Here is a 26,116-nt window from a genome sequence, read left to right as displayed (position 1 = left end):
GAAGTGTTCCAGTATAGCCAAGGGATTTACGCGCTGCGTAAACGTTCCAAACCCTGTTCCAGGGTGTCAACCTCACCGGCGGCCAGCAGGCAGCAGGCAATCTGGCGTTGGATCGCCAGCGGGATCGCCACCTCACCCGCCAGGCAACGTTCAGTCCAGCGCGCGGTCGTCTCGGCATCTTTTGCCGCCGGCAGCTCGGGAGTTTCATCCTGCGCCGGTCGTTCCAGCAGCACCTGCTGCTCGCCGTTAACCATGTAATGGATCTGCGGGCATCGCTGCGGGTTGGCATAGGCCTCGCCTTCGGTACCGTGCATCAGTAGCCCACGAGCGCCGATTTGGCGGAAAAACGAGGCCACACGGCCGACGTATTCCGGGTGCGACACGCTGGCAATACGCAGCACATCCTGCTCGGCAAACGGGGTGGCCAGTTTGGCCAGGGTATGGGCGCTGTTACGCACCCCCATGCGCCAGCGCAGGCCAAGTTGACGCTCCAGAGGGGCAGACAAGGTGGAAACCGGGATAAACACGACTTCACCTGCATCCAGGCGCTGCTGCGCATGAGCAACATCTTGCGACCAGGGCAGGCCCAACGCCTGGAAGGTTTCGGCGCTGGTGACGCGGGTGCTGTCATCGAGCACGCCATGTACCACCACCGGCAGACCGACGCGTTTGAGCAACAGCGCCAGTAGCGGCGTCAGGTTCGCCTGTTTGCGCGCGCCGTTATAGCTCGGCAACACTACCGGCATCGGTCGCCCAGACGGAGCCTGCAGGCGGATCACCTGCTGTTGCATCGCCTGATAAAAGCCGAGCATTTCCTCTTCGGCTTCGCCTTTAATCCGCATGGCAATCAGGATGCCGCCCAGTTCCAATTCGCCAACCTCATCGGCCAGCATCTTTTGATAGAGCTGAAAGGCGGTTTCCCGATCCAGATCGCGCGCATGGTTCTTGCCACGGCCGATCTCTTTAATGATTTTGGTGTAATCCATGGTCTGCTTTCCCCTGATTCAGTCTGGAGCCAGCATACCTTATCCACGCCGCCGCTCAACCTCATCTGCCAGTTGCTGCTGGTCAGCATCACCGGCTCGCAGCGCGGCGATCACCCCCTCGACATCTTCGGCGTTGCGGTTCTGGCTCATCTTCCATTTGCCTTCGCGGTGAGTCACGGCGATCTCGATACCGACAATGCCCCTGATCTGCGCAGCGATATAATTGGCCGGAGCATCGTCGATATGCCAGGGTTCAGGCTGGCGGCCTTCCTGCAACGCCGTCAACCCGTCCAACTGTTGTCGCAACCAGCCCGCGTCCTCCGTTACCCGCGGCACACCGCGCAGTTGCACCACGCTGTAATTCCAGGTCGGCACCGCCTTGCCGGTCTGACGCTTGGTTTCATACCAGCCCGGCGAGACATAGCCCTCACGCCCCTGAAACACTACCAGGCACTCCGGCAGGGTCTGTAGCAAGGACCAATGGGGATTGGTGCGGGACAGGTGCGCCCGCAACACAATGTTGCCCTGCTCATCGGCGTCAATCAAAAACGGCAGCGGGTCCGCTACCAGTCCCTGTTCACCGTGGCTGATTAACATGCCCAGCGGGTGGGCACGTACCAGAGCAATTTGACTTTCCAGACGGTCATCGCGAAATGAGGCGGGTTGGTACATGGCGTCAGGCATCCTTCAACGTTATCGGGTGGATAAATAGCAATACCACCCACTACCGGTTTACTGAAGATCCACTTTGCGCTGTTGTTGGATGATCCACCTCAGCAACACCAGGGCAACGGCCATCGCCAGCAGGTTGTAAACCATGGCCCCGGCAAACGCCCGCCCATAACCCTCTGCGCCCGCGCCGCCCGCCAACAAGGGAACAAAAAACGCGCCGCTGGCGGCAATCCCCAACGCCCCACCCACCTGTTGCACGGTGGAAATCACCCCGGCCGCCATCCCCGCCTGTTGTTCTTTTGCCAGTCCGAGCACCAGGTTAAGCAGCGGCGTCATACTCAATGCCTGACCAAAGCCCAAGGTCACCAGCCCCGGCAACAGCCACAGTGGCTGAACCAGCGCCGCGCCCCACAGCACCTGCGCCACCAACAGTGCCACCCCGGTGGCGTAAATCACCACGCCAAGCGCCAGCACGCCGTTGCCCCAGCGCTGTACCAGCGTCGGTGCCAGCAATGAGGCCAGCATAAAAGCCACGCTGGCGGGTGCAAACAGGCTGCCGGCCTGAAACGGCGTCAGGCCAATGCCCGCCTGCAACAACAGGGTAAAACACAGAAAAAACGAAGAGGCGGTAGAGTAAATCGCCAACACCACTGCCACGCCCGGGGTAAAACTCCCCTGCCGCAACAATGCCGGATCCAGTACCGCGTCCCCCGCACGCTGCGCCAACCGCCGTTCCCAGCGGATAAAGGCCCACAGTACCGCTACGCCCAGCGCCAGCGTAGGCAACACCCACCAGGGCCAGCCACGCGACGACCCTTCCAGCAGCGGAACCAGTAGCAACAACAGCCCGGTTGCCGCCAACAGCAGGCCAACGCCATCCAGCCGCTGCGCCTGTTCGAGGCGTGATTCGGGAATACGCCGCGCCGCCAGCATGGCCAGCGCTCCCATCGGCAGATTGATCAGAAAAATCATTCGCCAACCGCTGCCGAAGATATCGGCTTCGATAATAAAGCCACCGAAAATCTGACCCAAAATCGCCGCCAGCCCCAGCGTCATGCCCAGCCAGGCAAAGGCCCGCCGCCGCTGCTGCGGGCTGTACAACACCCGCAATAACGCATAGATCTGCGGGAACAACAGCGCCGCCGTCGCCCCCTGCAAAAAACGCGCTACGATCAACATGCTCAGGGAGGTCGCCAAGCCACACAGCGCAGACGTTAACGTAAAGCCCAACATGCCGAGACTGAACATGCGACGACGACCAAAGCGATCGCCCAACCGTCCACCGGCAATCAGTAACACGCCGAATGCCAGCTCATAACCGGCAATAATCAGACCCAGGCCGGCAAAATCAGCGGCGAATTGTTGCTGGATCACCGGCGCTGCCACGTTCACCACAAACAGGTCGAACACCGTGACAAAACCACCCAGCAACAACACCGGCAACCCCGACAGACGACGACCGTCCGCCGCTAATGACTGTTCCATAATAACCTCCAGAGATTGGGATGGCGGCAGTATGGAACATGTCTTAAACTGTTACTATATAGCCAGTTATACTATTACTAACAGCAACAGGACAGCCACTATGCCACCGCGTACCCTCAACCGAACCCGCCAGGATCTGGCGGATTTTCTGCGTCAAAAGCGTGAGAAATTATCGCCGCAGGCGGTAGGTCTGCCGAGTGGCGCCCGGCGCAGGACTCCAGGGCTGCGGCGGGAAGAAGTGGCCGCTCTGGCAGGCGTGGGTCTCACCTGGTATACCTGGCTGGAACAGGGCCGGGAAATCAACGCCTCGGTGGATTTTCTGGAGAATCTGGCACGGGTGCTGAAGCTGGACGCGACCGGGCGTTACCATCTGTTTTTGCTGGCGCATCAGCGCCCGCCGGTACCGGTCGGTCATCAGTGGTGTCAGGTTTCGCCGCTGGTGCGCCGCCTGCTGGACGACCTGCAACTGCGGCCGGCTTACGTCATGAACCTGAGCTGGGACATCATCGCCTGGAACCCGGCGGCGGATTTGCTGTTCGCCATCGGCGATCGCCCGGCGGAGCAGCGCAACATGCTGTGGATGCTGTTCGCCGACCCGCAACTCAACCAGCGCCTGGTGGAATGGCAGGCACAGGCGCCTCAGGTTCTGGCCAGCTTTCGCCGCGACTACGCCCGCGCCCCGGAAGACGCCGTCATGCAGCAACGGGTGCAGGCACTGGAGCAGGTTTCGCCGCAGTTCCGCCAACTGTGGCAACAGCATGATATTCACGGTCGTTGCCAGGGGCAGCGTACTTTCAAGGTGCCGGAGGTCGGCCAGGTGACTTTTGAACATGCTTCGTTCATTGTCGATGAGGAAAATCATTTACGCCTGGTGATGTACAGCGCGCTGGCGCAATGCCCGGCCAGCGCGGCGTTTGAGGCGTTGTTGCACGAGTAAGGCTATTTACGACTGTCAAAAATCAGTTTGCAAGCCAGCCCGGCAAACACGCCACTCAGCAGGTAGTTTGGCCAACGCGCACTGAAGCGACGGCCAACAAAGCGACTTTTCATACTGCTGACCGCCATAATCAACCCGCCGTTAATCAGCAGTCCCACAAGGTTCAGCACGGTCGCCAGTAACAGCATTTGCACCACCAACGAACCTGCCTGAGGATCGATAAACTGCGGGAACAATGCCAGAACGAACAGCGCCATTTTGGGATTGAGGATATTGGTAAACAGCCCCTGCCGAAAAATCCGCATGGCAGGTACCGCCGCTAACCCGGTGGAAGCCTGCAAACTGCTGCCGGTTCGCAGCGTTTTCCAGGCCAGATACAGCAAATAGGCCGCCCCTAACATACGCACCGCGTCATAGGCCAGCGGCACCGCGACGAACAGTTGTGACAAACCTAACGCTGCCGCCAAAGCGTGGCAATAGGTGCCGAGCTGGATCCCCGCCAGCGACGCGAAACCCGCGCGGCGCCCCTGACTGACACTGCGCGAAGCAATCAGCAGCATATCCGGACCGGGGGTAACCGTCAGCGCCAGACAGGCACCGGAAAACAACAAAAGTGTGGAAGCATCAACCATAAATCACCTGGTACACCGTAGCGGGAAACAGGCTTTATCATAGCTCTGCCGCAGCCGTTTTCCAGCACTGTCACTGTTCAGGTGCCTGCTTGCCGCCTGGCGTAGGCGTTAGCCGCACGCGGCGCTCACCCAGCAGGTTCATGCCTGCGGCTGCCAGCAGGATAATGGCCGCACCGGCAAACTGCAGCGCCACCAAGCGATGGCCAAACGCCAGCCGGTCTACCAGCATGGCGGCAATCGGATAAATAAACGACAGCGAGCCGATCAGGTTGGTCGGCAGCTTTTGGATCGCGCCGTACAGCAACACGTACATGAACCCGGTGTGCAATACCCCGAGCGTCAGCAGTATGCCCCATTGCCCGGCATTGGCCGATGCATGGAAATCCACCAGCGGCAGCAGCATCACTACGCCAACCGTCACCTGGATCAGCGCAATCAGGTGCGGCGGCGTTCCTTTCAGCCGTTTGGCGGCCAGCGCCATCAGGGCATAGAAAAACGCCGCCCCCAGCGCCAGCAGAATACCCATCAGGTAGTTGTTCTGTCCGCCAGCCTGCTTCGGCTGCGCCAACACCACCAGCATCATGCCGATAAACGCCAGCACCAGCCATAACAGTTTACGGGCAGTCAGTTTCTCACCGAGGAACAACGCGCCCAGCGCCACCAGCATAAACGGCTGCGTGTTGTACAGCGCGGTAGCAATGGAGATCGACGCATAAGAATAAGCAGCAAACAGCAGCAGCCAGTTGATCACCAGCGCAATGCCACCGGCAATCGCCACCAATAGCGTGGTACGGGTCAAACTGTCTCGCCGCAGTTGGCCCAGCGCCGCGCAAATGCCCAGCAGTACCAGCGCCCCCACCGCACAGCGCCAGAACACCACGTTCACTACCGATTGGCCCGACATCAGCACAAACCAACCAATGGTGCCGGAAATCAGCATCGCGGCAATCATCTCCAGCGAGCCGCGTTTTATCTCTGCGTTCATCGTTGTTTCCTCAGGATAACTCAATACGCTTAGCTTGCGACTTTCTCGTGCCGGTTTCTATGGCATAAAAAAGGTCAACGTGCTTAACTGCCTTTTTATTTAAGGCATAAATCCAAATTAACCTAATGAGGAACTTATGGATGATATCGATCGCCAAATCCTGACCCTGCTGGCGGAGGACGCACGGGTGTCACTGAAAACGCTCAGCGCCAGAGCCGGGCTGTCTTCACCCAGTACTTCAGAGCGCCTGCGGCGGCTGGAAGAAAATGGTGTGATCCAGGGTTATACCCTGAACGTCAATTTACAGGCATTGGGCTACGCTTTTCAGTCGCTGGTGCGCATCAAACCGCTGCCGGGCATGCTCAAGAAGGTCGAACAGTTGATCCAGGATATCCCGGAGGTGATTGAGTGTGACAAGGTGACCGGCGAGGACTGTTTTATCGTGCGGTTGGTGGCGCACTCGATGGAGCAACTCGACCAGATCCTCGATCGACTGGCCGAACGCGCGCAGAGCAACACTTCCATCGTCAAAACCACGCCGGTGAAGCGCCGCCTGCCCCCGCTGCTTTGATTAACGCGTACGTCGGCGGGTGAACGGACTCTTGCGCTTTTTGTCTTTTTTCTCCGCCGCAGCGACAGATTTAATGGCAGCCAGGTGTGCCTTGTCGGCCTCCGGCACTTCGCGCTGTTCGATAGGAAATACCGGCAGTGACGCCAGCAAACGCGAACCGTAGCTTTTGGTCAGCAGACGGCGATCGTAAATCACGATCTCGCCGTGGCATTCATTACTGCGGATCAGTCGCCCCACCTGCTGGATCAGGTTGAACGAGGCGCTTGGCAGGCTCTGCACTTCAAACGGATAACGCTTCAGCGATTTTAGCCATTCCCCCTCGGTCAGGATCACCGGGCTATCGATGGGCGGGAAGGCAATCTTGTGGATATGCACCTGGGTCAGCAGCTCACCTTTCAGATCCAGCCCTTCGGCAAACGACTGCAGGCCGATTAACACGCTGGCCGTGCCCTTTTCGACCCGTTTACGGTGTTCTTCCACCAGCCGATAGCGCGGCTGATCGCCCTGTACCAGCAGCATCAGGCGCAGATCGGTCACATAGCTGAGGAAGGTCTGCATCGCCCGGTGGCTGCTGAACAGGATCAGCATCCCCTTGTGCTTGCCAGTGGCCTGCTCCGCGCGGAAAAAGCGCGCCATCTCTTCCAGATGTTCGGCCTCATTGGCCATCGACGGCTCAAAGCGCATATTCGGAATAACAATCTTGCCCTGTTCCACATGATTAAACGGTGAAGACAGGGATTCAAAGCGATCGCCGGCCTTTTCACTTAACCCGCTCATTTCCTGCAGGCGTGCAAAGCTGTTCAGCGAGCGCAGCGTCGCCGAGGTGATCACCACGTGCGGTACCTTGCGCCACAGCAGCTTTTCCAACTGATCGCTGACGCGAATGCCCACACAATGCAGGTACAGGTGGGTCACGTTATCACGCAGATCGCGCGTGACCCATTTGGAGATCGGTGCGTTAGAGGATTTATCCAGCGCAGCCAGCCGCCACAGTTTACTCATCGCCTCCAGATAGCCCAGGGTGCGGCTCATCTGAATGATGGAGCGGTGCAGCCGCACAATGTCGTGCTTGCCGGTCTGTTCGCTGAGATCGTTGACGATAAACTCCGCCAGCCCGCGCAAGGCGTCGGTAAGCTTGAATAATCGTGCGCAGGTTTCTACCATCTCCGTCGGCAGTTCCCCCATTTCAAATCGATGTTCGGCGATGACCGTATCGGTCGGCAGATAGGCGCTGACCTGATGCTCGAAGATTTGGATCAGTTCGCGCAGTTCTTCACAGTGGTTCTTCAGGCGTTCGTCGTTTGCCAACCCCGGCGGGCTTTTCGGCCGGTATTGCGTCATGCACAGCTCAACCTGGCGCACGATCATGTCCAACTGCAGGTTGGTCGACAGTGCGGTGATTTCGCCTTCAATCTCCAGCGCGTCACGCGCCACCTCCGGCAGATGATGCCCTTCGTCCAGCACCAGCAGCAGCTCTTTCGGGTTCGGCAGTACCGACTCGGTTTCCAGCGCCGCCATCACCAACGCATGATTAGCCACCACCACGTCGGCGGTTTCAATCTCTTTACGCGCGATATAAAACGGGCATTCACGAATGTAATGGCAGTTACGGCCCAGGCAGTTGGCTTTATCGGTACTGAGCTTGATCCACAGCGGATCGTCAATCGACAATTGATAATGGTCACGCAGCCCGTCCCACTCATGGCGGCTAAGCGCCTTGCTCAGTTTTTGACACAGCGCCTGTTCTTCACCGCTCGAAGGCGCAAGTTCGTCACCCAGAAACAGCATCAGGTCGCCCTGCTCGCTGACGTCAGTGCAGAGCGCCGCCAGGTTACGCGGGCAAACATAGCGCCCGCGGCCAAAGGCACCGGTAAATTTCAGATCGGGAATGATCTTCTTCAGCAGCGGCAAATCCTTGCTGTAGATCTGATCCTGCAGCGCCACATTGGCGGTGCTGACCACCAGAGGTTTACTCTCTGCGCGGCCGACGGCGATCCCCGGGATCAGGTACGACAAGGTTTTGCCTACGCCGGTCGGCGCCTCAATCGCCAGATGGCGCGGGTAATCACCGGCCAGCGTTTTTGCCACTTCGGCGATCATCTGCCGTTGCGGTGCACGGGAAATAAAATCCGGTATTTGTTGCTGCAGGGCTTTGTACCACTGGCCAATCTGATCTTTAACTGCGGGGGAGAGCGCCATTCAACTCTATATCTCTACGAAATGATGGCGCTATTGTCCCACAGACCGTCGGCCACGTCAGCCTGGCCTTCAATCATTGAGGCGCGTCCCGCACTGAACGACCACTCATCCAATTGAGTGGTGGTGATCACCACCATCACATCTTGCGGACGCAACTGGAGATTCTCCGCCAGCAACGCCGCCAGCCGTTGATAAAAACGCTGCTTGGTGGCGGTATCACGCGGACGTCCTATGGTGATGTAGAACAGCACATAGTCCGCTGAACGCGGGCCGCCAAGATAGTCTCGATCGTAAATCAATTCGCCGGGGCGATATTGATCGATGGCCTGAAACTTATCGGCTGCCGGGACATTGAAGGTTTCGACCAGCGCCTGATGCAGACTGTCAGACAGGGTTTTCAGGTATTGAGCTGATTTACCCTGGTGCAAAGCGATGCGGCTGAATGGCATAAGACTACTCCTGTTTCAGTTCACGCAGGCGCACCACGGCAGAGGCCGCCGCAGGCCAGCCGGCATAGAACGCCAGATGAGTGATTAATTCGGCAAGCTGTTCAACGTTCACGCCATTGCGCTGGGCCAGTTGCAGATGAAACGGCAATTGCTCCACGCGGTTGAGCGCCACCAACGCCGCCACGGTGATCAGGCTACGCTCACGCGAAGTCAGTATTGGCCGCTGCCACACGTCGTCGAATAATACGCTGTCGCTCAGTTGCGCCAGCTTGGGGGCGATGTCGCCGAACGCCTGCTGCCCGGCCTGTTGGGAAGGTTGCATCATTTTCTCCTGTCGATTTACCAATAGCCTGAAACTACCCGCAATCACGGCAGGTAAAAATCGGGATTTTTGATATTGAAGGTCCACAAAAACAGGATGGTTAAAACAGAGTAACGGCGCGCAAGGTAGCCCGATGCATAAATCACACACATGATTCCTCCAGAAACCTGGAACTACATTGTTAGCGATAAACCGACAACCGACAGTTGTCCGAGGAAGAAATTCATTCTTTCCGCAACTTTTTTAATCGTTCGACATGGAAATGAATATTTTGTCATAAATAGATCACATAACTACGGTAAAAAACCTGCGCTGCAAACAAAACGGGCGGCACAGTAAAACAGCAGTACAACTGATGATAAGCGTCTTTCAATCGAATAAAGCAGGGTAAATCATGAAACGTAATCTTCTGGCCGTTATTATTCCGGCACTTTTAATTGCGCAGACAGCACAGGCAGCAGAAATCTATAATAAAGACGGTAACAAACTTGATTTTTACGGCCGCGTAAAAGCACTGCACTATTTCTCTGACGATGCCGGTAATGATGGCGATAAAACCTATGTGCGTATCGGTTTTAAAGGCGCTACTCAAATTAACGATATGCTGACTGGTTATGGCCAGTGGGAATATCAAATTTCAGCTAACCATTCTGAATCCGACAGCGCAAAAGACACCAAGACTCGTCTGGGCTTCGCCGGGCTGAAATATAAAGATATCGGTTCATTCGACTACGGCCGCAACTACGGCATCATCTATGACGTCGGCGCCTGGACGGATATGCTGCCTGAGTTCGGTGATGATGCCTACGTCAAGACCGACAACTTTATGAACGGCCGTACCAACGGCGTAGCCACCTACCGTAACAACGACTTCTTCGGCCTGGTTGAAGGTCTGAAATTCGCGGTTCAGTACCAGGGCAAAAACGAAAACGACGGCCGCGCCAACAGCAAGGCGAATGGCGACGGCTGGGGCCTGTCTTCCAGCTATGAAATCATCGACGGCCTGAGCGTCGGTGCTGCCTACGCCTCTTCCAACCGTACCGCCGGCCAAAAAGCAGGCACCTTCGGTAAAGGCGATAAAGCGGATATCTGGGCCGGCGGCCTGAAATACGACAATAACGACGTTTATTTGGCAGCGACCTACTCGCAAAGCCGTAATATCGCCCCTATTTCCGGCACCGCGGCCATCAATAATACTTCCACCTCCGTTAGCGGCTTTGCTAATAAGGCGGAAGGTCTGGAATTGGTTGCGCAATATCAATTCGACTTCGGTCTGCGCCCATCGCTGGGTTATGTTCAGCAGAAAGGCAAAGATATTGAAGGCATCGGCGACGCCGACCTGGTGAAATATATCGACGTTGGCGCTTATTACTATTTCAACAAGAACATGTCGACCTACGTCGATTATAAAATCAACCAACTCGACAGCGGCAACAAGCTGGGCCTGAAAGACGACAACGTCATCGCCGTCGCTCTGACCTACCAGTTCTGATGTGATGAAATAACCACCACTGCAAACCTTAGCTTCACTTGATACCCAGAGTCACTTCGCCGGGCGGCAACGCCCGGTTTTTTCATTTGGTGCCCTGACCGCTCTTCGCCTCTCATCGCCGCATCAGGAAACTTGCCTTACAAAACAAACGGGTCTACATCTATATGTTGCGCAAATCAACCTGGATGACCTATGCCAAACACTTCCCCATTCGAATACCACTCAGCGTTGCGCTACAGCAGTGACGAGCTGGCGCAGATCCTCTGTCATTGTTTTGAAAACTACATCGTGCGTTTCGTCATTGACGGTGCCACCTTCGCCCGCCGCTTTGGCGCCGAAGACCTTAGCCTGAATGACAGCATTGTCGTTACGCACCAACAGCAACCGGTGGCGCTGGCGTTGATTAGCCGCCGTGGTTTGCACAGCCGGGTATCGGCGCTGTCCATCCGACCGGAAATGCGTGGTAAAGGGTTGGGAAAAGCGCTGATGAAACGCATTGTCGCCGATACGCGTGAGCGCGGTGACCGCCAGCTGTCGCTGGAGGTGATCGAAGGCAATGACCCCGCGATTGCGTTGTACCATCAGGCTGGGCTGCAAATCGTCCGCACGCTGACCGGCCATCTGGCCGGCCCGCAGATAGCCACCGAAGTTGCAGAACTGCAAGAGGTCGATCCGCTGTTCGTCTCCCACCGCCTGATTGCCGATGGCGCCACCGACCTGCCTTGGCTAATCGCCCCGGAATCGCTGTTCAAACTGCCCGGCAAGCCCTATGCCTTTGCCCTGGGACAACACCAGGCCTATGCAGTGGTGCAGGTCGGCGCGGATAAGTGCTTTTTACGCATGATTTACGTCCCGCCGCAGCACCGTTTCCAGGGCCATGCCCGGACGATGCTGGCCGCGTTACAGACGAAATTCGCGCCGCTACCGCTGACGGCCAACGTTTACGTTCCCGAAGTGGCTGCCCCCTTCTTCGCCAGGCTCGGCTGGCAGCAGGACGCGTTACGCCAGTTTGAAATGACGATGACCTTAGGCACACCACAATAACAAGCAGAGAGTGATTCATTTATGGCAGGAATAAATAAGCAGAAAATGGCCCTTGGCACGGCGATCGGCATGGCGCTACTGACTCTGGTCGGCTGCGCGCAACCGCCAAAAACCGATCTGCAGGCCCAGCAGCGCCTGGCAGATCAGTCCGTGCTGGCACTGAACTGGTTCCAGCAGTCCGGAGAATATCAGGCGCTGTCGCACCAGGCGTTCAACAGCGCCAAACTGGCCTTTGATCAGGCCAGGGCCACGCCGGGCAAAAAGAAAGCCGTGGTGGTGGATCTGGACGAAACCATGCTGGACAACAGCCCGTATTCCGGCTGGCAGGCGCAGCAGGGCCAGCCTTTCGCCGCAGCCACCTGGGCCAAATGGTCGCAGGTAGAGCAAGCCGGTGCGGTTCCGGGTGCCGTGCAATTTGCCCGATACGTCAACAGCCATCAGGGCACCATGTTCTACGTTTCCAACCGCAAGCAGTCTGAATACGCCGCCACGGTGGCCAATATGCAGAAGCTGGGCTTTACCGGCATGTCGGAAAAAACCGTGCTGCTCAGTGGTGATACCTCCAACAAGCAGCCACGCTTCGACGCCATCAAAAACGCGGGTTACGATATTGTGGTCTACGCCGGTGACAACCTGAACGACTTCGGGGCCGCGACCTACCACAAGGATAACGCACAGCGCCGCGCGTTTGTCGCCGACAACCAAAGCAAATTCGGCACCGAATACATCGTGCTGCCGAACCCGCTGTACGGCGACTGGGAAAGTGGCATGGCGCCGGACTATAACAAGCTGACGCCGGAGCAAAAACTGCACATCCGCCAACAGGCTATCAAGGCCTGGAACGGGCAGTAATCCCTGCTCACCCGCTAATCTTGTAGGGACCCCGGTATTCGCCCCTACGGACGACGGGGAAAGTTACAGCAACTTATACATATAACTGGTGGCATCCAGCGCACTGCCGTTGCTGGCGAGGGCGTATTGCGGAATGCTACCCGCCAGTTGAAAACCCAACAGGCGATACATGCCCTCCGCCGTATCGCCGGTCAGGGTATCGAGCACCAATAAATGCCGATGCTGCTCAAGTGCACTTTGCTGCACCTGCAACATCAGGCTACGGGCAATACCCCGGCGGCGAGCGTCCGGGTGCACCATCAGTTTTAGCACCTCAGCCCGGTGGCGGCCGTTGTCCGGCATCGCCAGTAGCAGTTGTACCGTACCCACCACGCGCCCGGCATCGTATGCCACCAGCAGCAACCTTTCCCCACGCTCAATCGCCGGTAGCAGGCCACGCCAGAACGCCTGCGCCTGCTCTAATGTGAACGGCATGATAAAACCAATGCTCGCCCCCTGGGAGACGCTGGCTTGCAGCATTTCGGCCAGTTCCGGGATCGCGTTTTGTGCAGCTTCGGCATTCAGTTGCTGTATCTCAATCATGATTAAGGCCTGCTGATAACAAGGGTGTAGTGGGCCGGCTCAGGGCCGGAGGCATGAAATTTTGAAGCGCCGAACAGCCGATAACGCAGGCAGTCACCCGGCTCAAGCTGGAAGGTGCGCCCCTCCAGCGTCAGTTCGAGCCGCCCTGCCAGCAGCCACAAATGGTGCTCAAGCGCATGTATCGCGGGCGCGTCATAGGCAATCACCGCCCCGGCCTCGAGTGTGCATTCAATAAACTCGGCCTTATACAAGGCAGCAGGCGGTGATACCGAACGGCGATGAAAACCGCTTGCGCGATCCACCCATACCGTCTGCTGCTCACGATGCAGCAACTCCGGCGGCTCGTCCTCGACCTCGCTCAGCAGCCGCGACATGGTCAACCCATAGGCCGAGCACAGTTTGTTTAACAATGAAGCGGTCGGGCTGGTTTCAGCGCGTTCGACCCGCGACAACGTCGCCCGGCTGATGCCGGTTTGCTGCGCCAATTCCTCCAGCGACCAGCCCTGCTGCTGGCGTAAATCAGACAGTCGCTGCGCCAGTCTGAGATCGGCACTTTCCAATCCGTTATCCATGATTAAGTCTCTGATACAAAAAATCCCATATAAGAGAAATAATCTCAAATACGGGATTCGTCAACCAGATTTTTAACTGGCACTACAACTTGGCGAAAAGTCTTTCGCTGTTATGACGGTAGAGCCGACGACTCTGGTACCTGCTTGTCGCTGTCGGCAACCGGCGGTGCGATCGCCGCGCAACGCCAGGCACTGAACACCGCCAGCAGCGGCGCCAATGCAAACAGCAGGAACAGCCAGCGAGCAGCGGAGGCTGCACCCTGCGCACCACCCGGCACATTCAATCCGGCCAGGTTAGCAATCATCCCGGCCAACGCAGCCCCAAAGGCGGTCGCAAACAGTTGCACCGTGGTGATCGACGCCCCGGCAATATCCTTATCGGCCTCAGGCGAAACCTGCAGAATACGCGTCAACAGATGCGGCCAGCCGAAACCAATACCAAAGCCCACCAGCGTCAGCGCAATCACAATCGGCGTCAGCCCTGCCCAATGGCCGCCAGAAGGTATCGGCATCAGCAGGCCCAATGCCAGTAGCCCCACCAACACCAACATCGGCCCGCTGACGATGGCCCGGCGGATGCCCGCACTGCGCCAGCCGGAACTGAGGATTTCCGATAAGGTCCACCCCGCAGCCATGGTGGCCGCAATATAACCGGAAATCAGCGGGGACTGGCCGTGCAGCGTTTGCAGGAAATAAGGCACGAAGATTTCACTGGTCATGCCCACCACCAGTAAAGACACGGTGATATACAACGAGGCCAGCGGCGAACCGCGGCGCAAAGCCCCCTTCGGCAGCAATCGGGCGCGGGAGTGCGCTTCACGCTGTATCAGCCAGGCCATCATCAGCACGGCCAACGCAATGCCGCCAAGATTGACCCACGCGCTGTCCGCCAGGCTACCGGCGGACACCACCATTACCGCCGTCGCCAACAACAGCAACTGAGCCAGCGGTAGCGGTGCCGCCTGTTGCTGCGGTTTGCCTTTTGGCAGGATCAGGAAGGTAAACCCGGCGTACAGCACCATCACCGGCAACAGGATGCCAAAGGCCCAGCGCCAGGCATTCAGTTCGGCAAAAATGCCGCCCACCGCCGGCCCTACCAGGGTCGCGATGCCCCACATTGCCGAGATCAGCGCCATCGCCCGCGGCCAGAGCTTTTGCTCAAATACCAGATTGATCATGGCGTACGAAAGCGCGAAAATCAGCCCGCCGCCGAAGCCCTGCACGGTTCGGCCGAGGAGCATCACCGGCATTGACGGCGCCAGCGCGCACAGCATCGCCCCGGCAATAAAGAACAGTGACGCCACCACGTAGGCACTGCGAGCCCCGTAACCGCTGAGTAAACGAGCCGATAATGCCGAACCCAGAATCGACGCCACCACAAACAGCGTCGTATTCCAGGCATACAGACTCAGCCCGCCGATATCCTGCACCACCGAGGGCAGAATGGTGGTAGCGACCAGAATATTGATTGCATGCAGCGCTACGCCGAGTGAGAGCGCGATCGCACTGGCACCATTTTTGCCGGAAAATAGATCGGCCCAGCGGCTATCATCGTTGGTTATCACAGTTGTCGTCCTGTTTTCAGAGGAATGGCATTGAGTTAAGAGTGATATTGCGTTAAATTTAACAAGAATTATCTTGGAATAAGAGTAGGGCGAGGCGGAGAAATATGTCAAGAATAAACTTGGAAAATGGCGGTACCCCCGCACAATCGGTCAGTGACCGTTTGCTGACACTATTGAAAACCCGCGGCCCACAGCAAGCGTCTGATGCAGGAAAAGTCCTTGGTACCACCGGCGAGGCCGCGCGCCAGCAGTTCGTCAAGCTGGCGAAAGAGGGGCTGGTTGAAGCCGTGGCGGAAACCCGTGGCGTCGGCCGACCGGTGCAGCTCTGGCACCTGACTGCCGCAGGCAATGCACGTTTTCCGGATACCCATTCCGAACTGACGGTACAACTGCTGCGCACCGTTCGCGACAAACTGGGCGAACAGGCCATCGAACTGTTGATCGACACCCGCGAGCAGGAAACGCGCATTAACTACAAGCAGGCGATGGTCGGCGCCACCGATTTGCAGGAACGCGTAGCGCGCCTGACGGCGATCCGTTGTCGCGAAGGCTACATGGCCGAATCGCGCCTGCAGGAAGACGGTTCTTTTCTGCTGGTAGAAAACCACTGCCCTATTTGCGCCGCCGCCACCGTTTGTCAGGGGTTCTGCCGCGCGGAACTGAGTGTTTTTACCGAGGTGCTGCAGGCTCAGGTTGAACGCTCAGAGCATATTCTGGCCGGTGCGCGCCGCTGTGCCTACCGTATTTCACTGCTGTAACCAACGCCCGACACAAGGCAGCCCACAGGCTGGCGTCATCCGATGAGTCACCACCGGAAGCCAGCCCATTGTTCGCTTAAAAAAGTACTGAAAAGCGTTGCTTATCCTCTGCCCGATCGGGTTTACTGAGTCCTCTAATAATAACCTTCCCTGCAGAATTAAAATCCATGCTGAGCCAAAGTAGCCGTAACGTCCTGCCGTTAATCGGGGCGCTGTTCACGTTATATATTGTCTGGGGTTCGACCTACTTCGTTATTCGCCTGGGCGTAGAGAGCTGGCCGCCGCTGATGATGGCCGGCATCCGCTTTCTGGTCGCCGGCATAGTGCTGTTTGGCTTTTTAGCACTGCGCGGCCACGCATTGCCGACGGCAAAACAGTGGCTGGCTGCCGGCACCATTGGCATTTTGCTGCTGGCGGTGGGTAACGGCCTGGTGACCGTGGCAGAGCATCAGCACGTGCCTTCCGGCATTGCCGCCGTAATGGTGGCGACGGTGCCGCTGTTCACCCTGTGTTTCAGCCTGCTGTGGGGCATGCGCAATACCAGGCTGGAGTGGGCAGGTATCGGGCTGGGACTGGTGGGGATCGTGCTGCTGAACACCGGCAATAATCTGGTCGGCAACCCTACCGGCGCACTGCTGATCCTGCTGGCCTCCGCCAGTTGGGCCTTTGGTTCGGTACTGGGATCGCGCATTTCTCTGCCGGCCGGGCCAATGGCCGGGGCGGCGGAAATGCTGGTGGCCGGTGTGGTGTTGCTGGTCGTCAGCCAGCTCAGCGGTGAGCGTTTGACGCAAATGCCCAGCGCCAAAGGCTTCTTCGCACTGGGTTATCTAATTGTCTTCGGTTCGATGCTGGCGATTAGCGCCTATATGTTTTTGCTGAAAAACGTGCGCCCGGCGGTGGCAACCAGCTATGCCTACGTCAATCCGGTGGTAGCGGTATTGCTCGGCATCGGCTTTGCCGGCGAATCGCTGGCACCGCGTGAATGGGCAGCACTGGTGATTATCGTCGCGGCGGTGGTGCTGGTGACCCTGGGCAAATTCCTGTTTGCGCGTCCGACCAAAGTTCAGCCGGTCGGCAGCATTAAAGAGTGACCAAAATGGCGGTCTGCGGGCCGCCATTCAAAACGATTCTTGTTTCGTCCGTTGAAGAGACTATAATTCCCGCTGTTCCGGGCAACCTGCGAAATTATCCCAATGCTTAAAAAATCGTTCATTATCGTTATCTTTCTGTGTGCCTTTGGTTCACTCGGCGGCGTCTTCCTGGCCGGGCTGAATATGTACACCCGCTCCACCACGCCAAGCGAAGAAACCACCACCTCCAGCGAAGCCGCTGCCAGCGCTACCCCGTCAGCCAGCATTCAGACCAAGTGATACGCCATCCAGACCTGACAGCGCTGCTGTAAAAAGCGCTGTAGTAACCTGATGCGCTCCGACACCTGCGAACGATGTGGACAAACCAGGCTGATGGGCACCGCGTCGCTTTGCCACTCCGGCAGCAGCGTCACCAAACGCCCGGCCTGAATATCCGCCACCACATCAATGGCTGATTTACGGACAATCCCGTGCCCGGCCAGCGCCCAGCGACGCGCTACTTCACCGTCATCGGTAAAGTAGCGGCCAGTCAGCGGCACCTCCGTCAATTCATCGCCTCGCCAAAACCGCCATTCCGCCTGCCTGTGCCCACTGGGTTGATAAATCAGAATGCTGTGCTGAGCAAGTTCGGCTGGCGTTTGCGGCGTGCCATGTTGCTGCAGATAAGTCGGACTGGCGCAAATCAACCGTCGGTGCTGCGGCAGGATCGGTAGCGCCACCAGCGAAGAGTCCGCCAGTTGACCAAAGCGCAGCGCAATATCCACCGGTTCACGAAACAGATCGGCATGGCGGTCATTAATAAGTAACTGCAACTGGATATGCGGGTGTTGCCGTTTGAATTCATCAAGCCAGCCCAGCAACAGGTTGCGGCCAAAATCCGAGGGTGCGGAGATCTGCAGCACGCCGGACAGCCCCTGATATTTCTCGCGTATCGCCTGCTCGCCCTCCGCCAGCGCCCCCAAGGCCAACCGGGCACTGTCGAGATAGCGCTGCCCTTCTTCCGTCAGGCGCAAGCTACGGGTAGAACGCACCAGCAGCCGTACCCCCAGGCGCTGTTCCAGCCTTTTTATCGCAATGCTGGCCGCCGCCGGCGTCATATCCAACGCACGCGCCGCCGCTGAAAAGCTGCCGCCTTCCACCGTCCGGACAAACACTTCGAGGTCGATAAAGGATGTCATGGGTTATTCCTGCGGCTGGATAAAATCTGCAAATTTCCCCTATCTTACCGCGCCATAGGCATTCCGCCATGAATTAACATTGACCATAAATCAACCATTAGTTATGTTTAGGTCATAACTTTATGGAGCACCAAGATGGATGAAAACAATGGACTGGACTACATCCTTAGCCTTCATGGCACCCGGGTCAGCTGTGAAGATGGATACTGGTGAAAAATAGAAGCCTGGAAGGTCACCAAAACGGCATTTATTCCCCATGGCATACGCTACAACCTGACGTTACACGATAAATACAACACCCGGGTGTTTGGCATCGACAATGCCCATGCAATTAAAGCCCCTCGAAAAGGGAAATTTTCGGGCAGAGTACTTTATGACCACCAGCACCAGACTCCTACGGATAAAGGCTCTCCCTATGAGTTCCATTCCGCGTTTCAGTTGGTGGAAGACTTTTTCACTAGAATCGATGAAGTAATAAGCAAGAGAGAAAACCGAGGTTGAAGATGAAAGCACTGATTGGCGTAATGCCTGAAGAGTTGATCCGTAAACGGATCCTGGCGATTGCAAAAGGTGAATATCAGCCACCGGAGTGTGAACCGCTAATCTGGTTCACCTCGATGATTGCTTTGGCTCAGGTGCTCAGCAATGAGAACATCGCCCTGCTGCGGCTGATTGATACTGAAAAACCGGAGACCCTGAGTCAGTTGGCTGAGCTCTCCGATCGGCAATTAAGCAACCTTTCTACCACGTTGAAAACGCTTAGCGGCCACGGTTTGGTTACACTCGAAAAATATGGCCGAACAGTCAGACCCAAAGCCTTGTTTACCGACTTCGAGATCATTGTTGATCGGAAACTGAATGCTCGTTTTAGTGCGGCCTGAACGCGCATCTATTATTAAAATAATTTAACAAGTGTTTGCCATTTAGGCCAATTGCTCACGGATTTTCAATCAGGAATGATAGATAGCACTGAAACTCACTGAAATTGAGGCGCTATCATGACTATTCCTTCTTCTTCCCTGAACCGGCAAAAACTGGTGATACTCGGCGGTAACAGCGGCATTGGTGCGGCAGTGGCTTATGCCGCGATAGAACGCGGGGCCAATGTGGTGTTGGCCTCCCGCCGCGTCGGCAGCATGCAGCACTATCAGCCTGCCGACGGTAGCGGTAACATGCGGGTGATGCAGGCTGACGTGACCGATGAAAGCTCACTGCGTGCGCTGTTTGCCGAAGTCGGCGAGTTCAATCATCTGGTCTTCACTGCAGGGCCGCTGGTACAAGCCAGACTGCTGGCGGAAACCGATTTTGATGAAGCGCAGGCCAACTTCGACGTCAAACTGTGGGGCGCCCTGCGCGCCATTCAGGCGGCATTGCCTACCCTGGCGCCACAGGGTTCCATCACCCTGACCTCCGGCCAGCTGTCGCGGAAATACCTCAGTGGCCAGCTGATTAAAACCGGTATCAATGCGGCACTGGAGGCCATCGGCAAGCAGTTGGCAAAAGAGTTGGCACCGCGGCGGGTTAATGTGGTGAGCCCTGGCGTTACGGTCACCGAAGCTTACGACGCCATGAGCGCCGAACAGCGTCAGGCGATGTTTACCAAGATCGGTGCCGGGCTACCGGCTGGGCGTGTTGGCCAGGCGGCAGAGGTGGCAGCGGGTTATTTGCTGGCGATGGAAAACGGCTTTATCACCGGCAGCATCATCGATATTGACGGTGGTGGGCGGCTGTAAGCTTACAGCGACGTCACCCCAAGCGCGGCGGCCTGTTGTTCCAGAACGGCTATTTTTTGGTATGCCGAACGCGGCACCAGGCTGAAATCATCGATCAACAGGCTATCGCTCACCGCTTCACCCAGCATCGCCCTGGCCCCGGCGCGCAGTATCTCCAGCTGTTCCGGCGGGGTTTGTCGCGAGGTAATCAGCGGCAACCCCGGTACGCTGGCCGTTCGCCCAATAATTTTTAGCCCTGCCAGCGCCTGTGGCTGTGCCCGTTTCAACAGTTCCAGACTGACACAGTCAACGGCAGCAATATCCGCCTGCCGATTCTGGATCAGCTTAATCGACTGATAATGCGCACCAGAGGCAATGGCGGCGCGGAAGAATTTTCCCTCCTGAGCCAGGGGGGCAATCAACGCCCGCAGGCTGTTATGGCCTGACTGCGAGTCGGAACTGTTATAGGCCGCAACCCGGCCGCGGAAATCCTCCAGCCGTTCGCCGGGCTCATCATCGCGTACCACCAACCAACTGCTGTACTCCGGCCCTGCGCAACCCTCAACGCGATAATGATAGGTGCCAACCAGTTGCACCTGCGGCAGGCTGATGGCCAGCGGATAGCCGCAGGTTTGGCTGAGCAACAAGTCATCGCGCTGCCAGTGCTGTGCCAGATCCTGTGGCCAACTGAGCGACTCGGGCGCGTGCGGTAATCCCAGTTGCAACAACTTGCCGCGCAGCACCTGCCAGAAGGCTTCCGCCGGTTGATGTGTCACGCCGTACATCGGTAAAGATACCTGCATCATGTTCCCTTATCCGGCAGAAGAAGAAGTGACCAGCGCCTGCTGACGCCAGGCGGTGAGATGGCGTACCCAGCGCTCAAACAGCATATCGGTAATGATCGCCAACAGGGCCACCACCACCGCGCCCTGGATGACGTAGGCAGTATTAAAGCCACTCAGGCCAATAATAATCGGCGATCCCAGGGTTTTGGTACCCACGGTAGAAGCTATCGCCGCTGTACCAATATTGATGATCACCGAGGTACGAATGCCGGCGACGATCACCGGCGCCGCCAGCGGCAGTTCGACGCGCCACAGGATCTGCCGGGGATTCATCCCGACTCCCTGCGCAATCTCGCGGGTGGCGCTGGGCACCGACTCAATCCCCGCCAGCGTGCCCTGCAAAATCGGCAGTAAACCGTACAGCACCAGCGCGATGATCGCCGGCTGCTCACTAAAGCCCATCACCGGCACTGCGATCGCCAGTACCGCCACCGGCGGAAATGTCTGCCCCACCGCCACCAGGGTTTCCACCAATGAGCGGAACTCCTTACCGGCGCGGCGCGTTACAGCGACGCCGGCGCTGACGCCAATCACCACGGCAACCAGGCTGGAAACTGCCACCAGCAACAGATGCGCCCACACCAGTGAGATAAAGCTGTCCTGCTGATACACCGGTCGCTCCAGTTCGGGAAACCAGGCGGCAAACAGGCCATGTAAATGATTCATGCCAAACACCAGTGCCAGCAACAGGGCAAAGGTCCAGGGCAGCGGATCGCGCAGCCAGCGCATGGCCCGAAGCGCACTCATGACAGCGCCTTTTGGACAATCAGATCGCTGAAATGCAGCACGCCGAGCGCTTCGCCCTGTTCACCCGTCACCGGCAAACATTCGCAGCCGCGTGCCACAAACACCGACAGCGCTTCGCGCAGGCTCATGGCGGCGGCAATAGGTTCCCCTTCCACATGGCCAGGCCGCACCCGTTGCGCTACCGTTTCCAGCGACAGCAGCTTGATACCGCGATCGCTACGGCCAAAGAAATCACGCACAAAATCGTTGGCCGGTGCGGTCAACAGTTCCAGCGGCGTGCCCTGTTGCACGATGCGGCCCTGATCGAGCAGCACGATGCGGTCCGCCAGTGCCAGCGCTTCATCAATGTCGTGCGTCACCAGTACGATGGTGCGTCCGGAAAGATGGTGGATACGTGCAATTTCTGTCTGCAGTGCCGCACGGGTCACCGGATCCAGTGCGCCAAAAGGCTCGTCCATCAACAGCACTTCTGGGTCGGCGGCCAACGCACGCGCCACCCCAACCCGCTGCTGCTGCCCACCAGAAAGCTGGTGCGGGTATCGACGGCGGAACAAATCCGGCTCCAGATGCAGCAGCTCCAGCAACTCGGTCACCCGATCGCGAATGCGCGCACGCGGCCATTTCAGCAGTTGCGGCACGGTGGCAATGTTCTCTTCCACCGTCCAGTGCGGGAACAGGCCGATCGACTGAATGGCGTACCCCATACGGCGGCGCAGATCCTGCGGTTTGAACTTCTGGATCTCTTCATCGGCAAAGTAAATTTTGCCCTGATCGTGCTCGATCAGTCGGTTGATCATTTTTAACGTGGTGGATTTCCCTGAGCCAGAGGTGCCGATCAACACGGCAAATTCGCCCTTGGCAATCCGCAGCGTAAGATCGTCCACCGCCGGTTTGCCCTGAAAAATCTTGCTGACCTGATTAAACTGAATCATCGGCGTGACACTTCCAAAATTGAAACCAAAAATTTAAACAGCGAATCGACGATTACCGCCATCACGATCACCGGGATCACCCCCAGCAGCACCAGATCCAGCGCGCTGCTGAGCAGGCCCTGGAAAACGATGGCACCAAAACCTCCGGCACCAATCAGCGCCGCCACCACCGCCATGCCGACGGTCTGCACCGCCAAAATGCGCACGCCAGTCAGGAACAACGGCAACGCCAATGGCAGCTGCACGCGCAAGAAAATCTGCCCACGCGTCAGCCCCATGCCACTGGCGGATTCAATCACGCTGGCCGGCACGCTCTGTAATCCGGCCACTACGCTGCGCACCAAAGGTAACAGCGCATACAACACCAGGGCGACAATCGCCGGAGCCATGCCAATACCGCTGACGCCGTGTTCTGCCAGCCAGGGCAGCGCCTTCGCCAGCCCGGCTAATGGCGCGATCAGCAAGCCGAACAGCGCAATCGACGGCACGGTCTGGATAATGTTCAGTGTAGAAAATATCGGTGTTTGTAAGCGCTCAGAGCGAAAGCACAGCACCCCGAGTGGAATGCCAATCACCAACGCCGGCACCAGCGTGGCCAGCAAGATGGTCAAGTGCTGCAACAGTGCGGCGTCAAATACGTCCTGCCGGTTGTAATACTCTTTCAGCAGCGAAAGCTGATCCAGCTGATGGCTAAACAACAGCACCAGCGCAGGCAGCACGACCAGCAGGTTGCCCAGAATGCGCCACAAATGCGAGGCGGTAACGCGGGTCAGGGCGTCGGCGGCCATCAGCAGGCTCAGCGCCAGTATCAACCAGCAGCCACTGCCCCAGGAAGTGCGTGCCAGTCTGGATCCCTCCGACGCCAACTGTTGGGCCGCGTGCCCACTCAACCAGAAGGTCAATGCCAGCAACACCGAAGCCGTCAACGCGGTAAGCAACGCATTGCGCCTGACCGGTGCCAACAGGCTGAGTACCGCCAGCACCAGCATGGGCACCAGCAGCCACAGCGCCGGGCCGTGCAACAGGGAAATCAGGGAAATGCTCTTGCCCGACAGCAGGCGATTGGGGGCATAGCTGAGAAACGGCAGGCCAAATGCGGCCAGCAGCAACAGAATAAGCAGCGTCAGTAATACGCGGTTTTTTACGGCAATAATCAAAGAAACTCTCCAGCTCCATTTTGGCCCCCAACGGGGGCCAGCGGCGTTACCCCTTAACCAACCCTTTATCTTTCAGATAGGCGGCCGCCACCTGTTTGGCGTCCTGCCCTTCCACTGCAATCTGCGCATTGAGTTTTTGCAGCGTTGGGCCATCAAGTGTTGCAAATACCGGCTTCAGCAGTTCGGCGATGTTGGCATGCTGTTTCAGCGTTGCCTCGCGGATAATCGGTGCCGGTGCGTAAATCGGCTGTACCCCTTTTGGATCTTCCAGCGTTACCAGCCCCAGCGCCGCCACCGGGCCATCGGTACCGTAGGCCATGGCCGCGTTGACGCCAGAAGTTTGCTCCGCCGCCGCCTTGATGGTCACCGCCGTGTCACCGCCGGCCAGTGACAGCAACTGGTCCTGGTTCAGCTTAAAGCCGTAAGCGTTCTGGAACGCAGGCAGCGCATCCGGGCGTTCGATAAACTCCGCCGAGGCTGCCAGCTTGAACTTGCCGCCGCCGTTGATCCACTTGCCCAAATCGGCCAGCGTTTTCAGGTGATTGGTCTCCGCCACGTCCTGACGGATAGCAATGGTCCAGGTGTTGTTGGCCGGAGCCGCATCCAGCCAGACAATTTTGTTCTTGTCATAATCGAGCTTCTTCACCTTTTCAAAACCGGCCTGGGCGTTTTTCCACGCCGGGTCTTTTTCATCAGAGAAGAAAAATGCGCCGTTGCCGGTGTATTCCGGGTAGACGTCAATTTCGCCGGAGGTGATCGCCCCGCGCAGTACCTTGGTGGTACCAAGCTGTAATTTATTGGTGGTTTTGATGCCGTTGGACTCCAGCACCTGCACGATAATGTTGCCGAGCAATGAGCCTTCGGTATCGATTTTAGAACCAACGCGCACCGTGTCGGCGGCCTGCGCCACGCCGACGCTCGCGGCAAGCAAACTCAGCGCCAAAGCCAGAGCGCGACCACGTGATGGGGTGATTGCCATACTTTTTCCTCTTGTTGTGTATTTTCCGGCTATTTGGCCAGATCGATTGGAAAATCCTGCGAAGCGCGCTTCCATCGCACAATAAATGTCTCCGCCGGCCAGGCTTCATTTTCGCCCTCAATTTCCCCTGGCAGCACGCCGGCATTAAACGGATGAACCTCAACGGCAACCGGGGTAAACGCGTATTCACTTACCCACTGGCCATAGCCTGCCACCACAAATCCCTGGCTGCGCTGCCGGTATTCATCACGCTCCGCCAGATACACCTGCCGTAAACCGTACCACGGTAAGCCGGGGAGATCATGGTGAACTAAATGATAGTTCAGATTAAGAAACAGCAGCCGCCACGGCCAGGCTGCCTCATTAATAATAGAACGTGCCTGCGGAGCTTCAACGGCACGATGCTCAAAAAACGATCTCACCTTGGTCAGTGCCAACGCCGGATAGCTGATGGCCAGCAGGTAAAACGCCACGCCAATGCCGTGCTGTTGTAGCCAGCTCAATACCCCCGCCAGCAGCAGCAAATGCACCAGCCACATCGTCAGAGTGCGTAATTCACCGGCGGCAATCGCTTTGGCCGCATTAACCCCGGTGGCGACAATATCCAGCGCCGGGCCAAACAGTATGCGTCCGCTCAGCGTATTGCGCACTCTGGCCAACAACGGGTACAGCCGAGGGAAACGCTGCCACTGCGCCTGGCTGAAGTAATAGCTTTCGGGATCTTCATGCGGAACGGTCAGATGTTCATTGCGGTGGTGCTGAAGATGCGAGTCGCGATACAGCCCGTAGGGATACCACACCGCCAACGGCAGCAGGCCAAATAACTGATTAAGCCGCGGCCAGCGCGTGGGATGACCGTGGATCAGTTCGTGTTGCAGCGACATATACCAGGTGGTCAGCAGGATTAGCAATGGCGTGCCCAGCCACGGCCCCAGCGTCTGCCAGTACTGCACCACGCCAAACCAACCGCCGTAAACTGCCGCCATAATGCCCCAGGTCGGCAGCTCCAGCCGCCAGTACCAACGCTGGCCAAGCTGCTGTATCCAATGGCGTTGGGCAGGATGCAAATAGTGACTGTGGCTTTTTGGAGAAGACATTGCGCGGCTCGCTGTTTGAGATTTGGCTCAGTATCAGCGAGCGGCAGGAGCGCTCAAAATAACGAAAGCGGCATAGCAAAGTTAAAAATCAGCTAGTTGCATCAACGGCCGGCGACACCACGATGAAACTTTCTCAGGATCGGCGGTTTTTCATCGCGTTCTGGGGTGACACCGTGCCGCCAAGAGGTATTCGTTACCTAATTAAAGCGCGGTGCGGCGATGCTTTCCGTTCGAGAAATCGTTGTCGTTTTCCCCGTTCAATGCTGCGCCCCTTA

General features: G+C 57.6%; 28 protein-coding genes. 10 read left to right on the top strand and 18 right to left on the bottom strand.

Annotated features, from left to right (window positions below; genetic code table 11):
• Window positions 1-26: 26 nt before the first annotated feature.
• The 3 genes from ybiB to SERS4_RS0108145 are packed head-to-tail and all read right to left on the bottom strand — an operon-like array spanning window position 27 to window position 3,143.
• On the bottom strand, window positions 27-986 hold the full coding sequence (gene ybiB, locus SERS4_RS0108155) for a DNA-binding protein YbiB (RefSeq protein ID WP_017892111.1): 960 nt from the start codon (window positions 984-986) through the stop codon (window positions 27-29).
• 39 nt (window positions 987-1,025) lie between these two features.
• Window positions 1,026-1,658, bottom strand: a complete 633-nt coding sequence (locus SERS4_RS0108150) for an FMN-binding negative transcriptional regulator (RefSeq protein WP_017892110.1) — start codon at window positions 1,656-1,658, stop codon at window positions 1,026-1,028.
• 60 nt (window positions 1,659-1,718) lie between these two features.
• On the bottom strand, window positions 1,719-3,143 hold the full coding sequence (locus SERS4_RS0108145; protein WP_017892109.1) for an MFS transporter: 1,425 nt from the start codon (window positions 3,141-3,143) through the stop codon (window positions 1,719-1,721).
• 100 nt (window positions 3,144-3,243) lie between these two features.
• Between SERS4_RS0108145 and SERS4_RS0108140 the strand changes: the two genes are divergently transcribed.
• Window positions 3,244-4,080 carry a helix-turn-helix transcriptional regulator gene (locus SERS4_RS0108140; protein WP_017892108.1) on the top strand — a complete coding sequence of 279 codons (837 nt, stop codon included), beginning with the start codon at window positions 3,244-3,246 and terminating at the stop codon, window positions 4,078-4,080.
• Window positions 4,081-4,082: 2 nt separating this feature from the next.
• Here the strand turns inward: SERS4_RS0108140 and SERS4_RS0108135 are convergent, their stop codons facing one another.
• Together SERS4_RS0108135 and SERS4_RS0108130 are read right to left on the bottom strand one after the other, a co-directional pair.
• The gene (locus SERS4_RS0108135; protein ID WP_017892107.1) at window positions 4,083-4,712 is read right to left on the bottom strand and encodes a LysE family translocator; all 630 of its coding nucleotides are present in this window, start codon (window positions 4,710-4,712) and stop codon (window positions 4,083-4,085) included.
• 70 nt (window positions 4,713-4,782) lie between these two features.
• A complete protein-coding gene (locus tag SERS4_RS0108130; RefSeq protein ID WP_017892106.1) occupies window positions 4,783-5,697 on the bottom strand; it encodes a DMT family transporter in 915 nt (304 codons plus the stop codon).
• Window positions 5,698-5,833: 136 nt separating this feature from the next.
• On the opposite strand from SERS4_RS0108130, the gene SERS4_RS0108125 reads away from it, so the two are divergent.
• Window positions 5,834-6,268 (top strand): Lrp/AsnC family transcriptional regulator, encoded by a 435-nt coding sequence (locus SERS4_RS0108125; RefSeq protein ID WP_012005895.1) that lies wholly within the window; start codon window positions 5,834-5,836, stop codon window positions 6,266-6,268.
• Here the strand turns inward: SERS4_RS0108125 and dinG are convergent, their stop codons facing one another.
• The 3 genes from dinG to SERS4_RS0108110 are packed head-to-tail and all read right to left on the bottom strand — an operon-like array spanning window position 6,269 to window position 9,238.
• Window positions 6,269-8,467 carry an ATP-dependent DNA helicase DinG gene (gene dinG / locus SERS4_RS0108120; RefSeq protein WP_017892105.1) on the bottom strand — a complete coding sequence of 733 codons (2,199 nt, stop codon included), beginning with the start codon at window positions 8,465-8,467 and terminating at the stop codon, window positions 6,269-6,271.
• A gap of 14 nt (window positions 8,468-8,481) precedes the next feature.
• Window positions 8,482-8,916, bottom strand: a complete 435-nt coding sequence (locus tag SERS4_RS0108115; protein WP_012005893.1) for a tautomerase family protein — start codon at window positions 8,914-8,916, stop codon at window positions 8,482-8,484.
• Between the two features lie 4 nt (window positions 8,917-8,920).
• A complete protein-coding gene (locus SERS4_RS0108110; protein WP_017892104.1) occupies window positions 8,921-9,238 on the bottom strand; it encodes a carboxymuconolactone decarboxylase family protein in 318 nt (105 codons plus the stop codon).
• A 394-nt stretch (window positions 9,239-9,632) separates the two neighbouring features.
• Here SERS4_RS0108110 and ompC point away from each other — a divergent pair, with 394 nt between their 5' ends.
• From ompC to SERS4_RS0108090, 3 genes are all read left to right on the top strand, one after another.
• Window positions 9,633-10,730, top strand: coding sequence for a porin OmpC (gene ompC, locus SERS4_RS0108100; protein ID WP_017892102.1), 1,098 nt, complete (start codon window positions 9,633-9,635; stop codon window positions 10,728-10,730).
• Between the two features lie 192 nt (window positions 10,731-10,922).
• The gene (locus SERS4_RS0108095) at window positions 10,923-11,774 is read left to right on the top strand and encodes a GNAT family N-acetyltransferase (protein WP_017892101.1); all 852 of its coding nucleotides are present in this window, start codon (window positions 10,923-10,925) and stop codon (window positions 11,772-11,774) included.
• A 21-nt stretch (window positions 11,775-11,795) separates the two neighbouring features.
• Entirely contained in the window at window positions 11,796-12,626 is an 831-nt protein-coding gene (locus tag SERS4_RS0108090; RefSeq protein ID WP_026142269.1) for a 5'-nucleotidase, lipoprotein e(P4) family, read from the top strand.
• Between the two features lie 63 nt (window positions 12,627-12,689).
• Here SERS4_RS0108090 and SERS4_RS0108085 read toward each other — a convergent pair whose 3' ends face one another.
• From SERS4_RS0108085 to SERS4_RS0108075, 3 genes are all read right to left on the bottom strand, one after another.
• The gene (locus SERS4_RS0108085) at window positions 12,690-13,208 is read right to left on the bottom strand and encodes a GNAT family N-acetyltransferase (protein ID WP_012005888.1); all 519 of its coding nucleotides are present in this window, start codon (window positions 13,206-13,208) and stop codon (window positions 12,690-12,692) included.
• A 2-nt stretch (window positions 13,209-13,210) separates the two neighbouring features.
• Window positions 13,211-13,780 carry a helix-turn-helix domain-containing protein gene (locus tag SERS4_RS0108080; protein ID WP_017892099.1) on the bottom strand — a complete coding sequence of 190 codons (570 nt, stop codon included), beginning with the start codon at window positions 13,778-13,780 and terminating at the stop codon, window positions 13,211-13,213.
• A gap of 110 nt (window positions 13,781-13,890) precedes the next feature.
• On the bottom strand, window positions 13,891-15,345 hold the full coding sequence (locus tag SERS4_RS0108075; RefSeq protein WP_012005886.1) for an MFS transporter: 1,455 nt from the start codon (window positions 15,343-15,345) through the stop codon (window positions 13,891-13,893).
• Window positions 15,346-15,449: 104 nt separating this feature from the next.
• Between SERS4_RS0108075 and SERS4_RS0108070 the strand changes: the two genes are divergently transcribed.
• The 3 genes from SERS4_RS0108070 (at window position 15,450) to SERS4_RS27145 (ending at window position 17,473) form a co-directional block, all read left to right on the top strand.
• Window positions 15,450-16,103 (top strand): metalloregulator ArsR/SmtB family transcription factor, encoded by a 654-nt coding sequence (locus tag SERS4_RS0108070; RefSeq protein WP_026142268.1) that lies wholly within the window; start codon window positions 15,450-15,452, stop codon window positions 16,101-16,103.
• A 167-nt stretch (window positions 16,104-16,270) separates the two neighbouring features.
• The gene (gene yedA, locus SERS4_RS0108065; RefSeq protein ID WP_017892097.1) at window positions 16,271-17,194 is read left to right on the top strand and encodes a drug/metabolite exporter YedA; all 924 of its coding nucleotides are present in this window, start codon (window positions 16,271-16,273) and stop codon (window positions 17,192-17,194) included.
• Window positions 17,195-17,296: 102 nt separating this feature from the next.
• Entirely contained in the window at window positions 17,297-17,473 is a 177-nt protein-coding gene (locus tag SERS4_RS27145) for a hypothetical protein (RefSeq protein WP_017892096.1), read from the top strand.
• Here the strand turns inward: SERS4_RS27145 and SERS4_RS0108055 are convergent.
• Entirely contained in the window at window positions 17,461-18,372 is a 912-nt protein-coding gene (locus SERS4_RS0108055) for a LysR family transcriptional regulator (RefSeq protein ID WP_017892095.1), read from the bottom strand. The genes SERS4_RS27145 and SERS4_RS0108055 overlap by 13 nt on opposite strands.
• Before the next feature lie 503 nt (window positions 18,373-18,875).
• Here SERS4_RS0108055 and SERS4_RS0108045 point away from each other — a divergent pair.
• On the top strand, window positions 18,876-19,253 hold the full coding sequence (locus tag SERS4_RS0108045) for a transcriptional regulator (protein WP_017892093.1): 378 nt from the start codon (window positions 18,876-18,878) through the stop codon (window positions 19,251-19,253).
• A gap of 117 nt (window positions 19,254-19,370) precedes the next feature.
• On the top strand, window positions 19,371-20,105 hold the full coding sequence (locus tag SERS4_RS0108040) for an SDR family oxidoreductase (RefSeq protein WP_017892092.1): 735 nt from the start codon (window positions 19,371-19,373) through the stop codon (window positions 20,103-20,105).
• 2 nt (window positions 20,106-20,107) lie between these two features.
• Here SERS4_RS0108040 and SERS4_RS0108035 read toward each other — a convergent pair whose 3' ends face one another.
• The 6 genes from SERS4_RS0108035 to SERS4_RS0108010 are packed head-to-tail and all read right to left on the bottom strand — an operon-like array spanning window position 20,108 to window position 25,841.
• Window positions 20,108-20,887, bottom strand: coding sequence for a phosphate/phosphite/phosphonate ABC transporter substrate-binding protein (locus tag SERS4_RS0108035; protein ID WP_017892091.1), 780 nt, complete (start codon window positions 20,885-20,887; stop codon window positions 20,108-20,110).
• A gap of 9 nt (window positions 20,888-20,896) precedes the next feature.
• A complete protein-coding gene (locus SERS4_RS0108030; protein WP_017892090.1) occupies window positions 20,897-21,676 on the bottom strand; it encodes an ABC transporter permease in 780 nt (259 codons plus the stop codon).
• Window positions 21,673-22,608: an ABC transporter ATP-binding protein gene (locus tag SERS4_RS0108025; protein ID WP_012005880.1), complete on the bottom strand. Its 936-nt coding sequence runs from the start codon at window positions 22,606-22,608 to the stop codon at window positions 21,673-21,675. Before SERS4_RS0108025 ends, SERS4_RS0108030 begins: the two co-directional genes overlap by 4 nt.
• Entirely contained in the window at window positions 22,605-23,765 is a 1,161-nt protein-coding gene (locus SERS4_RS0108020) for an ABC transporter permease (RefSeq protein WP_017892089.1), read from the bottom strand. Before SERS4_RS0108020 ends, SERS4_RS0108025 begins: the two co-directional genes overlap by 4 nt.
• Before the next feature lie 46 nt (window positions 23,766-23,811).
• Window positions 23,812-24,744 carry an ABC transporter substrate-binding protein gene (locus SERS4_RS0108015; protein ID WP_017892088.1) on the bottom strand — a complete coding sequence of 311 codons (933 nt, stop codon included), beginning with the start codon at window positions 24,742-24,744 and terminating at the stop codon, window positions 23,812-23,814.
• 29 nt (window positions 24,745-24,773) lie between these two features.
• On the bottom strand, window positions 24,774-25,841 hold the full coding sequence (locus SERS4_RS0108010; protein ID WP_017892087.1) for a fatty acid desaturase: 1,068 nt from the start codon (window positions 25,839-25,841) through the stop codon (window positions 24,774-24,776).
• Window positions 25,842-26,116 lie beyond the last annotated feature (275 nt).

This window comes from Serratia sp. S4 (genome assembly GCF_000347995.1).
GTDB lineage: Bacteria > Pseudomonadota > Gammaproteobacteria > Enterobacterales > Enterobacteriaceae > Serratia > Serratia quinivorans.
The sequence above is the reverse complement of the archived record's forward strand: the minus strand, read 5'-3'. Positions and strand labels throughout refer to the sequence as shown.

What these genes read in the sequence shown, in the direction of transcription:
- ybiB (WP_017892111.1), bottom strand. Translation starts at nt 986, where the DNA reads ATGGATTACACCAAAATCATTAAAGAGATCGGCCGTGGCAAGAACCAT.
- SERS4_RS0108150 (WP_017892110.1), bottom strand. Translation starts at nt 1,658, where the DNA reads ATGTACCAACCCGCCTCATTTCGCGATGACCGTCTGGAAAGTCAAATT.
- SERS4_RS0108145 (WP_017892109.1), bottom strand. Translation starts at nt 3,143, where the DNA reads ATGGAACAGTCATTAGCGGCGGACGGTCGTCGTCTGTCGGGGTTGCCG.
- SERS4_RS0108140 (WP_017892108.1), top strand. Translation starts at nt 3,244, where the DNA reads ATGCCACCGCGTACCCTCAACCGAACCCGCCAGGATCTGGCGGATTTT.
- SERS4_RS0108135 (WP_017892107.1), bottom strand. Translation starts at nt 4,712, where the DNA reads ATGGTTGATGCTTCCACACTTTTGTTGTTTTCCGGTGCCTGTCTGGCG.
- SERS4_RS0108130 (WP_017892106.1), bottom strand. Translation starts at nt 5,697, where the DNA reads ATGAACGCAGAGATAAAACGCGGCTCGCTGGAGATGATTGCCGCGATG.
- SERS4_RS0108125 (WP_012005895.1), top strand. Translation starts at nt 5,834, where the DNA reads ATGGATGATATCGATCGCCAAATCCTGACCCTGCTGGCGGAGGACGCA.
- dinG (WP_017892105.1), bottom strand. Translation starts at nt 8,467, where the DNA reads ATGGCGCTCTCCCCCGCAGTTAAAGATCAGATTGGCCAGTGGTACAAA.
- SERS4_RS0108115 (WP_012005893.1), bottom strand. Translation starts at nt 8,916, where the DNA reads ATGCCATTCAGCCGCATCGCTTTGCACCAGGGTAAATCAGCTCAATAC.
- SERS4_RS0108110 (WP_017892104.1), bottom strand. Translation starts at nt 9,238, where the DNA reads ATGCAACCTTCCCAACAGGCCGGGCAGCAGGCGTTCGGCGACATCGCC.
- ompC (WP_017892102.1), top strand. Translation starts at nt 9,633, where the DNA reads ATGAAACGTAATCTTCTGGCCGTTATTATTCCGGCACTTTTAATTGCG.
- SERS4_RS0108095 (WP_017892101.1), top strand. Translation starts at nt 10,923, where the DNA reads ATGCCAAACACTTCCCCATTCGAATACCACTCAGCGTTGCGCTACAGC.
- SERS4_RS0108090 (WP_026142269.1), top strand. Translation starts at nt 11,796, where the DNA reads ATGGCAGGAATAAATAAGCAGAAAATGGCCCTTGGCACGGCGATCGGC.
- SERS4_RS0108085 (WP_012005888.1), bottom strand. Translation starts at nt 13,208, where the DNA reads ATGATTGAGATACAGCAACTGAATGCCGAAGCTGCACAAAACGCGATC.
- SERS4_RS0108080 (WP_017892099.1), bottom strand. Translation starts at nt 13,780, where the DNA reads ATGGATAACGGATTGGAAAGTGCCGATCTCAGACTGGCGCAGCGACTG.
- SERS4_RS0108070 (WP_026142268.1), top strand. Translation starts at nt 15,450, where the DNA reads ATGTCAAGAATAAACTTGGAAAATGGCGGTACCCCCGCACAATCGGTC.
- yedA (WP_017892097.1), top strand. Translation starts at nt 16,271, where the DNA reads ATGCTGAGCCAAAGTAGCCGTAACGTCCTGCCGTTAATCGGGGCGCTG.
- SERS4_RS27145 (WP_017892096.1), top strand. Translation starts at nt 17,297, where the DNA reads ATGCTTAAAAAATCGTTCATTATCGTTATCTTTCTGTGTGCCTTTGGT.
- SERS4_RS0108055 (WP_017892095.1), bottom strand. Translation starts at nt 18,372, where the DNA reads ATGACATCCTTTATCGACCTCGAAGTGTTTGTCCGGACGGTGGAAGGC.
- SERS4_RS0108045 (WP_017892093.1), top strand. Translation starts at nt 18,876, where the DNA reads ATGAAAGCACTGATTGGCGTAATGCCTGAAGAGTTGATCCGTAAACGG.
- SERS4_RS0108040 (WP_017892092.1), top strand. Translation starts at nt 19,371, where the DNA reads ATGACTATTCCTTCTTCTTCCCTGAACCGGCAAAAACTGGTGATACTC.
- SERS4_RS0108035 (WP_017892091.1), bottom strand. Translation starts at nt 20,887, where the DNA reads ATGCAGGTATCTTTACCGATGTACGGCGTGACACATCAACCGGCGGAA.
- SERS4_RS0108030 (WP_017892090.1), bottom strand. Translation starts at nt 21,676, where the DNA reads ATGAGTGCGCTTCGGGCCATGCGCTGGCTGCGCGATCCGCTGCCCTGG.
- SERS4_RS0108025 (WP_012005880.1), bottom strand. Translation starts at nt 22,608, where the DNA reads ATGATTCAGTTTAATCAGGTCAGCAAGATTTTTCAGGGCAAACCGGCG.
- SERS4_RS0108015 (WP_017892088.1), bottom strand. Translation starts at nt 24,744, where the DNA reads ATGGCAATCACCCCATCACGTGGTCGCGCTCTGGCTTTGGCGCTGAGT.
- SERS4_RS0108010 (WP_017892087.1), bottom strand. Translation starts at nt 25,841, where the DNA reads ATGTCTTCTCCAAAAAGCCACAGTCACTATTTGCATCCTGCCCAACGC.